Below are 11,947 nucleotides of genomic sequence, written 5' to 3'. Positions count from 1 at the left end.
ATGTTTATTTAAATTGTTTTAGAAAACGTATATCGTTTTCAAAGAATAATCTTAAGTCATTAACGCCGTAACGCAACATTGCTAAACGCTCAACACCCATACCAAACGCTAGGCCAGTAAACTCTTCTGAATCAATATCAACAGAATTAAGCACGTTTGGATGTACAACGCCACAACCTAGAACTTCTAGCCAGCCAGTTTTTTTACAAACACGACAACCTTCACCACCACAAATCACACACTCGATATCTGCTTCAGCAGAAGGCTCGGTAAATGGAAAGTAAGAGGGGCGAAAACGCACTTGTAAATCTTCTTTTTCAAAGTAAGCACGCAAGAAGTCAATCAATAAGCCTTTTAGCTGTGCAAAATTTGCATTTTTATCAACGATTAAGCCTTCAACCTGATGAAACATAGGTGTGTGTGTAATATCAGAGTCACAACGATATACGCGACCCGGCGCAATAACACGAACAGGTGGTTTTTGCTTTTCAAGTGTACGAATTTGCACAGGAGAGGTGTGCGTTCTAAGAACGGTACTTTCATTAAAGTAAAAAGTATCATGCATAGCACGAGCAGGATGATGTTCTGGAATGTTAAGCGCTGTGAAATTATGAAAATCATCTTCAATTTCAGGGCCCGTTGCCACTTCAAATCCATTTTTTGCAAACAATGATTGAATGCGTTTTAAAGTAATTGTGACCGGGTGTAATCCACCCATTTCACTATGACGGCCTGGAAGAGAAACATCAACCTGCTCTTCTAATAGACGCTTTTCTAATTCAATGGTTTCTAAATGATTTTTTCTATCAGTAAGCCACGTTTGGACATTTGTCTTAGCCTGATTAATTGCTTCACCCATTTTTGGACGCTCTTCTTTTGAGAGTGTTCCTAGGCTTTTCAATAAAGCAGTTAACTCGCCTTTTTTACCCAAAAAGGTAACTCGAATCTCATCAAGTGCTTTTAAGTCTTGCGCATCAGCAATTGCTAATTTTGCTTTTTCAAGAATTGGTTTAATCATTAAGTTTTTAAGACATCTTTAAGAATGCATGATAATTTATATAATCGCTTTTTACAAGTTATCATGAATTTTTAAAGATGTTTATTGTAGTTTGGTATGAAAAAAGCCATGATAAATCATGGCTTTAGTTTTAGCTATTTGGCTGCTTTAGCCGCTTTCGCTATTGCCTCTTTTGCTTGATCTGCAATCTTGGCGAAAGCAGGTTTATCAAAAATTGCAATATCTGATAAAACTTTACGATCAATGACGATCTCTGCTTTATTTAAGCCATCAATCAATCTTGAGTAGCTTAAACCACAGTTACGCGCTTCTGCGTTAATACGGACAATCCAAAGTCTACGGAACTGACGACGCTTTTGACGACGGTCACGGTAGGCATATTGACCAGCCTTAATAACTGCTTGCTTAGCAACACGGTAGACTTTTGATCTAGCGCCGTAATAGCCTTTAGCTTTCTTTAAAATTTTCTTGTGTCTTGCGTGCGCTTGCACACCTCTTGATACTCTTGCCATTTTCTATACTCCCTTAACTATACGGTAACATTCTACGAACCATCGGTACATCTGCTTTTTCTACAGTATCCGGTGAACGTAAGCTACGTTTTCTAGAAGTACTCTTTTTAGTCAAGATATGACGTAAGTGAGAGTGTTTACACTTATAACCGCCACTCGCGGTTTTTTTGAAGCGCTTTGCAGCACCTCTATTGGTTTTTAACTTCGGCATAATTTTCTCCTTGTCCTTTGGACATATTTAACTATTCTTATGAATAGTTTGTTATATTTCAAAGAAGCAATGAAGTGTAAATTAGACAAGACTGAACAACAAAGTCTAATTTAATGTTTCATTACCTCTTTTTCGATTTGGGTGCCAGCATCATGCCTAGCTGACGACCCTCCATCTTTGCTTTTTGTTCTACATTAGCAAATTCTTCTGTATCTTTCTCAATTCTGTCGAGCATTTCCATGCCTAGCTCTCTGTGTTGCATCTCGCGACCACGGAACCAAATACTTACTTTAACCTTGTCACCATTGTCTAAAAATTTGACCAAATTCCTAAATTTAATTTGGTAATCGCCTTCTTCTGTGCCTGGACGATATTTAATGGTTTTAACTTGGGTTTTCTTTTGTTTCTTTTTAGCTTCTTTCTGCTGTTGCTTTAATTCATAAATATATTTACCAAAATCCATGATCTTACAAACAGGTGGTACGGCATTTGGAGATACCTCTACCAAATCTAAGTTAACTTCTTTTGCCCTTTGTTTTGCTTCGCTGGTATCAACAATACCAACTTGTCCACCTTCTGCATCAATTAATCGAACTTCTGAAGCTTTAATATAGTCATTAACTCGGATTTTTATCTTATTTGGTTTTTTAATAATTATTCCTCTATTTCTTCTTTTTGTGTCATTTCTACAAACGCTTCAATTGACATAGAACCTAAGTCCTCACCACCGCGTTTACGTACTGAAATTTCGTTATTTTCCATTTCACGTTGGCCGACTACTAAAATATACGGATAACGTTGCATGGAATGCTCGCGTATTTTAAAGCCTATCTTCTCATTACGCAAGTCTGAAATCACTCTAAGTCCTTGTTTTTTTAACTTTTTGTTAGCTTCTTTAACAAAATCCAGCTGTTTTTCAGAAATATTTATAATTACTGCTTGAATTGGTGCCAACCAAGAAGGGAATGCACCTTCATAATGTTCGATCAAAATTCCAACAAATCGTTCGATCGATCCAACAATAGCACGATGCAACATAACCGGTGTTTGCTTTGAATTATCTTGAGCAATAAAGTGTGCATCTAAGCGCTCTGGCATGGAGAAATCTACTTGCAATGTGCCACACTGCCATTCTCTATCTAAACAATCCTTAAGTACAAATTCAATCTTAGGGCCGTAGAATGCACCCTCACCCTCTTGTAAGTCCCACTTAATACCTTTAGCATCTAGCGCCTGTGCAAGTGCTGCTTCGGCCTTATCCCAAACTTCGTCAGAACCCACACGATTTTCAGGACGGGTTGAAAGCTTAATATCAACATTTTCAAAGCCGAAGTGCTTGTAAACATCAAAGGTTAAATCAATAAAATTAGATACTTCTGATTGAATTTGCTCAGGAGCACAAAAAATATGCCCATCGTCTTGTACAAAATTACGCACACGCATAATACCGTGCAACGTACCTGATGGCTCATTACGATGACAAGAGCCAAACTCTGCCAAACGCAATGGTAAATCACGGTAAGACTTAAGGCCTTGGTTAAAAATCTGAATATGCGCCGGACAATTCATCGGCTTTACTGCGTAATCACGATTTTCACTACTCGTGGTAAACATCGCATCGCCAAACTTATCCCAATGGCCTGATTTTTCCCAAAGTGTTCTGTCAATTAGCTGTGGCGTATGCACCTCTTTATAGTCATTATCTTTAAATACTGAGCGCATGTATTGCTCAACGATTTGATACAAAGTCCAGCCTTTCTCATGCCAAAACACCATGCCAGGCGCTTCTTCTTGCATGTGAAATAAATCTTGAGTTTTTCCAATTTTACGATGATCACGCTTTTCAGCTTCTTCTATTCTGTGTAAGTGTGCCTCAAGATCTTCTTTAGTTGCCCAAGCTGTGCCATAAACACGCTGTAGCATTTCATTTTTGCTATCACCACGCCAATAGGCACCTGCAAGCTTCATCAGTTTAAAAGCTTTAAGTCTTGAAGTAGAGGGTACGTGCGGACCACGACATAAATCAATAAAATCGCCCTGCTTATACAAAGACAATGTTTGGTCAGCTGGGATTGATTCAATAATCTCTGCTTTATAATGCTCGCCTTTCGCCTTAAAGAACTCAATAGCCTCATCACGACTCATCTCAGAGCGCTCAATCTTAAGGCTTTGCTTGACCAGCTTTTTCATGTTTTTTTCAATCTTGGCTAAATCACCTTCTGAAAATCCATCTTTATAAGCGAAGTCGTAGAAAAAGCCATTATCAATCACCGGGCCAATGGTTACTTGAGCTTCAGGATAAAGCATTTGGGTAGCTTGCGCTAAAAGATGTGCAGTAGAATGGCGAATTACTTCAAGCCCTTCATCGTCTTTAGCGGTAATAATTGATACACTGGCATCAGATTCGATTAAATAAGAGGCGTCAACCATCTCACCATTTACTTTACCTGCAAGGGTTGCTTTGGCCAAACCAGAACCGATAGATTTTGCAACTTCAAAAACGCTTAGCGCTTGATCAAAAGATTTTTCAGACCCATCAGGTAGAGTGATTACCGGCATGTTAATTTTGTTAAAAATAAAAGGCTGTATTTTACCTTGATGTGGCGCTTATTTGGCAGTTGTTGTAAGACCTAAAACTTCAACCCAACCTTAACCGCCAAGCTATCCGAATATCCAGCATTAACTGCCTCAGTTCTCTCATAGCTGATTGATGAGTCCCATTCTTCCCTGGTATACATATCTGCGCCTAAAACAAACTTCCAATTACTGTCTGCTTTGTTGTCTAGTTGTAGTTGGTAGTTAGTGACTTCATTGTTGTAATGCATATTAACGGTTGATGAGCCTGACACATCTGCACCATACTCAAACTTAGCAAAAGGTCTTATGTTGCCTTTGTGTATTGGAATCATATAATCAACATCAACACCTGCTGAGAGAACGGTTGAGTCAATGGTTTGCTCACCATAGGTGAGTGCAGTTGCACCACCTGATTCACTATAGCCATCATACCAAGTGCGTGAGGCTTGTATCTTGCCATAAGGCGAGAGGGAGAAGCTACCAACACTCATTGTTTCTCTTTTAACCATTAGCGAGGTAAAGAACTGATTGGCATTGTGAGAGCCTGTTAGGGTGTCTGAACCATCAATACGAGTCTTGTCTACTTTAATATGACCATAGCCTATTTGGGCTTGGACTAGTTCTTTATCATCTTGTCTAATAACGCCATACGTTGATATAGAGTAACTGTCAGCATCTACGGTGGAGTTATTAGTGGTATCAGCATCACTCTTACCAATACCTAGAACCACACCAACAATATGTCCAGCACTCTCTAAAGATTGATTATCATCTTTGATGATTCTATCAAAGCCTAATGAGATGTTTTGGGTTTGTGAGTCTTGCTCTGATGTGGTGTCAGTTGAGTAAGTCTTACCCACGGTAATACGTCCCTCTGTCCAGACGTTCCAGTCACCCATTACTGAGCCACCAGTGGCGTTAAGTACTTTGCCAATTGTCTCTTCTCTAAGCTTAGCCGCTTCATTAAAGGCAGCACTATTAAGTTGGGCTTTAGTGTCTTCAGTCATAGCCATAGTATCTGGTGTGTCATCAGCTAGGTTGTTACGTAGTAACTCTAATAGTTTATTGGTAGGACTAAGCTTGCCAGGTTCAACATAAGCAGTGTTCATTAGTTTATCAATAGTAGGATTGGCAAAACTAAGTCTAACGCCTTGATGAGAGAGTTTATTGCTACTGATGTTAGAGCTTAACCAAGCGATTCTACTATCAACAGCAGTGAAGTTCATTTGTACGGTGTCAATAGCGATACCACTCATTGCTTTGATGCTGTCGGTGACGTCGGTTTTGTTAAGGGGTGATGGTAATGCAGAAGATACCGTTAAAGCAGCAGTTGACGCAGTTGATATGTTGCCTATAGAGTCTAATACGTATAGGTAGTAAGTACCATCTGTTGCTGGTGCAAGTATTGAGGTTGCCACACCATTAGTTGCTTTAGTCATTGTAGCGCCAGCAGTAAATGTGGTTGTGCCAGCTGGTGCAAACCAGACATCGTTAGTTGAATCGCCTGATGAGACAATAGTTACTGTATCACCGCCTGACGCACTAGCTGCTGTGGCAAAAACGGTGTTTTGGTTTGTTGGGGCGGTAGAGTCAAACCATGCATTAGTTGGAGTATATGGTGCACTGTAGTTAGATATCATAGCAGTTGCGTTGTGGAACATGCCATAGAAATTAGATACATCTGATACATCCCAACTCCTAATAGCTTGGTTGAATTCCCAGGCTTCACCAAACATCCACTCCATGTCCTGGACCAAACTCGTATCCCATAAACTTATATCTTGGTTGAATTCCCTGGCTCCATAGAGCATAGAATTCATATCCGTGACCTTACTCGTATCCCAATTACTAATATCACCGTTGAAAGTGTCTTTACCATAAAAAGCTGCAGACATATCTGTAACTAGACTCGTATCCCAATTAGACATTGTGCCATATCCAGATGAAGAGCCATATGTTGTACAGGCACCAGTCACAGGCTGTTCAGCTAGGCAGCTAGCTATAGCAGTTGTAAAGGCACTATTGCTTGGTATCGCCCCTGCATAAACATTATTTGCAACTAAAAATAACAAAAAAAATTGAATAAAAGTGCGGATAGCTTGATGCTTAAAATTCATTAAAAGTCCCTACTGAAAATAATATGGTCAAATTATATAAGTATTTGTATATTATTGATATAAGTCAAAAAAACAGTTTAAAAAAAAATTAATTTTAATATTTCGCCAAATTTTTATTTAAAATTACCTAACTATGATAAATCGGCTAAAAAATAGCAATATTAAGGCTTAAATCAATATAAATAGGGGTGCTTTAGGAGAAATAAGGCGCTTATTCGTGGTTTTTTAGCTAAAAATATGACAAAAAATCAAAAATAAGTGCCATTCACATAATTTGAGAAATTTTAAACTCTAATTAAATAGGGTTTATCTGTTCAACCATGAGTTGTAAAGAAGTACTTCCACGCCAAATGTTAATTGAGAGTTTATAAGCAACACTCACTTGTGTTGAATCCAGTGGGGCTTGGAAAAATGCAATGGCATCAAACACTTGATTGCTATTAATAGCTTTTAATCGGCATTTTAAGTGCTTTTCACCCACGATTCTTTGCTCAACAATTTCAAAATCACCAAAAAAGATAGGCTCCTCAAAGCTTTGCCCCCAAGGCCCTGCTTGTTGCAAAATTTGTGCATTGTCTAGTGAAATATCACGCGGCTCAAGTTTGCCGTCTGTTAATAATTCGACTTTAGGTATTTCGTTGTTAAGGTGAGCTTTAATTGCTTTGTTAAACTCTTGTTTAAAAGATGAAAATCCTTCTAGCTTTATGCTTAACCCTGCCGCCATAGCGTGACCACCAAATTTAAGAATTAAGCCTGGATTTTTTCGATCAACTAAATCAAGTAAATCTTTAATATGTACATCGGGGATTGAGCGAATAGAGCCTTTTAAGAAATCTCCAGATTTAGCGAATACCGCCACTGGACAGTGATAATCCTCTTTAAGCTTACCCGCAACAATACCAACAATACCTTCATGCCAAGACGGATCAAATAGGCTGAGGGCAAATTTACCTTCGGACAGCTCTTGCATATCGACAATGACTTGCGCCTCATCTTGAATACGCGCTTGCTCTTCTTTACGCTTTTGGTTAAATTCTTCTAGCTCTTTGGCATAGCGTCTAGCATCATTCATATCATCTGTTAGCAGGCATTTAATACCGCGGGAAATATCACTCAGGCGCCCTGCTGCATTCAGTCGAGGTCCAACTGCAAATCCCAAATCACTGGCTTGCAAGGTTTCTGGGGGTCTATTAGCAATTTCTAACAGTGCCAAAATACCAGGTGAACATTGTTTTTCGCGAATGCGCTTAATGCCTTGGTCAATCAAAATACGATTGTTCTGATCAAGCTTCACCACGTCAGCCACCGTTCCAAGTGCAACTAAATCAAGCACAATGCGTAGATCTGGCGATGAGATATTATTATTAGTGAAATATTGAATTTTTTGTAAGTGAGTTCTAAGCGCTGAAAACAAATAAAAACAGACACCAACACCGGCTAGATTTTTACTTAAAAATTCACAACCCTTAAGATTTGGATTAATAATGGCATCAGCTTCTGGCAGTGAGTCACTAGGCAGATGATGATCGGTGATAATGACATTAATACCTGATTCTTTAGCCAGCTTGGCGCCATCAAAACTTGAGACGCCGTTATCAACCGTAATGATTAAATCAGGCTGTTTTTCTTTAATAGCAAGCTTTACAATTTCTGGCGAAAGCCCGTAACCATGCTCAAATCGATTTGGTACTAAAAAATCAATATATTTAGCACCCATCATGCGTAATGATTTAACCGCCACCACCGAGGCAGTTGCGCCGTCACAGTCAAAATCACCAATGATTAAAATACGTCTTTGCTCTAATAAAGCTTGCTCTAATAAATCTAGGGCTCGATCTAGATGGTCAAAATTAGGCGTGAGTAAATTTGATAAGCCTAATGATAATTGAGATTCGCTAACGCCGCGAGCTGCATAAATATGTTTTAAAAAATTGGGAATATCATCCGAATAGCTTGCGAGTAAGGTCTGATCGAGTTCTCTAGTTAGCATCACTCACCAGGCGAACATAGGCATCAAATGATTTATCTGAACCTTGACTGCCGCCATAATAAAACGGCACATCAATGGCGATATTAGTACTTAATTCATCAGAACTCCAGTAAGACTTAAGCTGGGTATTTGGGAAAAAATTTTGATTAATTAATAAATCATTATCTCCGTATACCAAAAGTGTTTTAAGCTCAGCTTGCGTTGGTAAGCGCCAATTTAACTGCTGACAAAGCTTAATATCTTTAAGTGCTTTGACATACGCCTGAGTATTACAAGATTCAGACCAATGGCAATTATGCGAGTAGTCGCCATTTTGGATGCCGCTTTTAGTGTTAAACCAAGTATAGGTATTTTGGGTATTTTGCAAACCTTTGGTGGTTAGCTTAACTTCCCATACCAATTTTGACCGATCGTCTAGGACGCATCTTTGCTCTGAAGAGGTGTTCTTTAATATGCCACCTCGATCAGATACTTTAAAAAGCTGAGCATTAGCAGCACTTATGATTGAGGTTAGAAATAAAAATATAAGGCTAAATTTCATGATTGATTAATTGTGTAATTCTTTTGGCACTTTCTGGCGCCATATTAAGGCCATTGCGAAAATGACCGGTATTTATAAATACATTATCAAACTCGGCGTGTTTGCCGAGCATGACTTTGGCGGATTTACTTGCTGGCCTAAAACCTGACCAATGATGCTCGACTTGGGCATCGGCAAGTGCGCTAAATCTTTTGCTAGCAAACTCATGCAATTCTTTGCACGTTTGATCATCAGTTGAACGGTCAAAACCAACATTTTGCATGGTTGATCCTACTAGAATATGCCCATCTTGACGAGGAATGATATATCGTCCTTGATCCAAAACTATGTTCTCAACAGTATCTGGTTTGGATTTGAGCACAATCATTTGACCTTTCATAGGAAATATTTCTTCTTTTAAATCCAACCACTGAGAACTCCAAGCGCCTGAACAAGCTACAACATAATCTGCCAAATAGGTTTGATTATCACTCACCACACCTAATGCTTTATCATTTTTAATTAATAATTTTTCAATTTTGACATGCTCAATAATCTTAACGCCTTTATTGATGATATCGGCTTTGAGTGCTTTGAGTAAGCGGGGATTACGCACTTGAGCAATCTCACTAAATAAAGCGCCTTGCTGATGAGGCTGATACTTTAAGCCATGGCGCTTCAACCATGCTATTGCCTCGTCTGAATCATACTCATCCATCATCAATAATCCAGATTTTATATACTGTGGATCAAGCCCAGTATCTTCTAGTATTTGAGCGCACAATTGCTCATATACAACCTGAGAAGCCAAACTTAGTTCGTTAGTTAAGTCATTGTATTTCCAAGGGTAAAGCGTTGAAATAATACCGCCACCTGCCCAAGAAGATTCTTGAGCACAGGCTTGTTGATCGATCAAGGTAACTTTTGCGCCAGACAGCGCAAGAGAGCGAGCGCTCATCATGCCGATTACACCACCACCGATGATTAAACAATCACTCATGATTTAGCCCTGTCTTTTTTAAAATCAACTAATAATAGCAATATAACGCCCAAAGTAATAGCCATATCGGCCACATTAAATACTGGCCAATAAAAGTCTTGATAGTGAAGATTAATAAAATCTATTACAAATCCAAACACTGCTCGATCAATTAAATTACCGATAGCCCCAGATAAAATAAGACTAAGCGCTATAAGTTTATAAGGCTGCTTTGTGCTAATTTTTCTCATCCATAGGATGATCACAATACTGGCTATTGCAGAGACACTTACCAAGAAATATTGCTGCCAACCATCTTCATCAGCCAAAAAACTAAATGCAGCACCATAATTATGCACATGGGTTAAACTGAAAAAATTCGTTATTTCAATTGATTCATATAACTCTAAAGAGTTGAACACCATTAACTTAGTAAGCTGATCTGCTATCACCAATATTAAAGACAGGAAGTAATACTTGTATTGGCTCATGCTTTATTAGGATTGTATTTAATAATGGTGACTATAGGTACCACAAAACCAATGACAACCACAATCCACAATAAATCTCCCAGAGCTGAATAATCTTGAGCAGTGGTAACGACGCCATCTGTTACTATTTCACGACTAACAACAAATATTTGATTTAAGTATTTGGTGAACAAACCGCCAGCACTCAGTGCTATATTCATTAAACTTGCCATCAATGCAAACCAAGTGCCCTTTTTACCTTCGGGTGCATAAATAGCCACCAGGGTTAGCATCAGCACTTGGGCGATATAATCGAACGGAGAAGCCATGGCGGTATCAACCAAAGCCACAGTTCGTGCATCAAAGCCTAACATAGTATGAACATCGTAATACATAGCCACAATTGGCAATGATAGCAATGTGCCAATAATGGTTAAAAAGATGAGCACTTCGGCGATATCTCGCTTGATAATAAACTTAGCTGAGAACCACATACCCGCCAGAGCAATACCACCGCCAATAGCAGATAGCTTAGCAAAGAAGGATTCATCAAAACCCAAAACGTCAATCTCCCACCAGCTCAAACCCGCACCAACTGATGGCATGGCGCGATAGACAAAGATGATAATCATCGCCATTTTGATATGACGAATAGTGCGTGCATCTAAGTCATTAATTAGATCAGAAAGTAGATATAGAACGACCGATAATGAAATAACAAAAATAATTTCTTGTGAATAAGGTACGTCGTTATAACCCATAAGAACAATAAATACTGCAAAGATCAGGCCTCCAAATAGCACTTGCTTATTAATTGGAGAAATGGGCACAGGATTAAGCTTGACTAAGCTCACACCCAAAATAGAAAGTAAAGGTACAAATAAGGCAATCTGAAATACAATCTCACGATTATCATGAAATACATCTGCCAGTTCTCCACCAATCCAACCGGTAATAAAAATTGCAAAACCCAAAGATAGGCGAGCTAAAACTTGAATGGTAGCCAACTCTTGGTTTATTTTTTCTTGAGACTGATTTTTATCAACCACCTCTGTAGTCATTGTGTCAGCTACAACATCTTGCATGACAAAGCCCGTCACCGCAATTACGCTGGCAAAAACATAGACAGATTTTTTAGAGAAATCTTGGATAATTGAGTAGTCACCCACCACGGCTATCATCATCAACGAGCTAATTGTAATAAGAACTGCGCCTATATAAACATAGGATTTTCGATTAGATCCAAAAATATTAACACTATCAACCAATGAGCCAAAAATCATTTTAACCGTCCACGGGACAGTTAGCCAAATACCTAGCTCGGCTAAATCTGCTGCCGTCATATCCAACGTGTCTTTGACCCAAAAGTTTTCAGCAATCGCTGTAAAAACACCACTACCATATGAAAAATAAATCAACAGTAAAGGGATGTATCTAAGTCTAAATGCACGAATTGGGGTTAAGAAGATATCTAACATTGACATTTAATAATTACAAGAACAGATCGTTATTATAGGTGCTGTGTAGGTTATAATTTGTTTTTTATTAATGAC

At 38.7% G+C, this 11,947-nt stretch carries 11 protein-coding genes; all 11 read right to left on the bottom strand.

The window, feature by feature from the left end; genetic code table 11:
• Positions 1 to 4: 4 nt before the first annotated feature.
• Positions 5 to 1,018: a phenylalanine--tRNA ligase subunit alpha gene (pheS, locus tag N9Y32_03850; GenBank protein MDB2590145.1), complete on the bottom strand. Its 1,014-nt coding sequence runs from the start codon at positions 1,016 to 1,018 to the stop codon at positions 5 to 7.
• Between the two features lie 134 nt (positions 1,019 to 1,152).
• Positions 1,153 to 1,530, bottom strand: coding sequence for a 50S ribosomal protein L20 (rplT, locus tag N9Y32_03845; GenBank protein MDB2590144.1), 378 nt, complete (start codon positions 1,528 to 1,530; stop codon positions 1,153 to 1,155).
• Between the two features lie 13 nt (positions 1,531 to 1,543).
• Positions 1,544 to 1,741 (bottom strand): 50S ribosomal protein L35, encoded by a 198-nt coding sequence (gene rpmI / locus N9Y32_03840; protein MDB2590143.1) that lies wholly within the window; start codon positions 1,739 to 1,741, stop codon positions 1,544 to 1,546.
• A 121-nt stretch (positions 1,742 to 1,862) separates the two neighbouring features.
• A complete protein-coding gene (gene infC, locus N9Y32_03835; GenBank protein ID MDB2590142.1) occupies positions 1,863 to 2,399 on the bottom strand; it encodes a translation initiation factor IF-3 in 537 nt (178 codons plus the stop codon).
• Positions 2,396 to 4,300 carry a threonine--tRNA ligase gene (thrS, locus tag N9Y32_03830; GenBank protein ID MDB2590141.1) on the bottom strand — a complete coding sequence of 635 codons (1,905 nt, stop codon included), beginning with the start codon at positions 4,298 to 4,300 and terminating at the stop codon, positions 2,396 to 2,398. The genes infC and thrS overlap by 4 nt, the downstream gene beginning before the upstream one ends.
• Before the next feature lie 71 nt (positions 4,301 to 4,371).
• Entirely contained in the window at positions 4,372 to 6,435 is a 2,064-nt protein-coding gene (locus N9Y32_03825; GenBank protein MDB2590140.1) for a BspA family leucine-rich repeat surface protein, read from the bottom strand.
• Between the two features lie 295 nt (positions 6,436 to 6,730).
• On the bottom strand, positions 6,731 to 8,425 hold the full coding sequence (gene recJ / locus N9Y32_03820; GenBank protein MDB2590139.1) for a single-stranded-DNA-specific exonuclease RecJ: 1,695 nt from the start codon (positions 8,423 to 8,425) through the stop codon (positions 6,731 to 6,733).
• The gene (locus tag N9Y32_03815; protein ID MDB2590138.1) at positions 8,415 to 8,966 is read right to left on the bottom strand and encodes a DUF1566 domain-containing protein; all 552 of its coding nucleotides are present in this window, start codon (positions 8,964 to 8,966) and stop codon (positions 8,415 to 8,417) included. The genes recJ and N9Y32_03815 overlap by 11 nt, the downstream gene beginning before the upstream one ends.
• Positions 8,956 to 9,945: an FAD-dependent oxidoreductase gene (locus tag N9Y32_03810; protein ID MDB2590137.1), complete on the bottom strand. Its 990-nt coding sequence runs from the start codon at positions 9,943 to 9,945 to the stop codon at positions 8,956 to 8,958. The genes N9Y32_03815 and N9Y32_03810 overlap by 11 nt, the downstream gene beginning before the upstream one ends.
• Entirely contained in the window at positions 9,942 to 10,415 is a 474-nt protein-coding gene (gene lspA / locus N9Y32_03805; GenBank protein ID MDB2590136.1) for a signal peptidase II, read from the bottom strand. Before lspA ends, N9Y32_03810 begins: the two co-directional genes overlap by 4 nt.
• A complete protein-coding gene (locus tag N9Y32_03800) occupies positions 10,412 to 11,878 on the bottom strand; it encodes a hypothetical protein (GenBank protein MDB2590135.1) in 1,467 nt (488 codons plus the stop codon). The genes lspA and N9Y32_03800 overlap by 4 nt, the downstream gene beginning before the upstream one ends.
• Between the last annotated feature and the right edge of the window lie 69 nt (positions 11,879 to 11,947).

The organism is Candidatus Thioglobus sp., from assembly GCA_028228555.1.
Taxonomy (GTDB): domain Bacteria; phylum Pseudomonadota; class Gammaproteobacteria; order PS1; family Pseudothioglobaceae; genus Thioglobus_A.
This window is presented reverse-complemented; position numbering and strand designations above follow the sequence as displayed.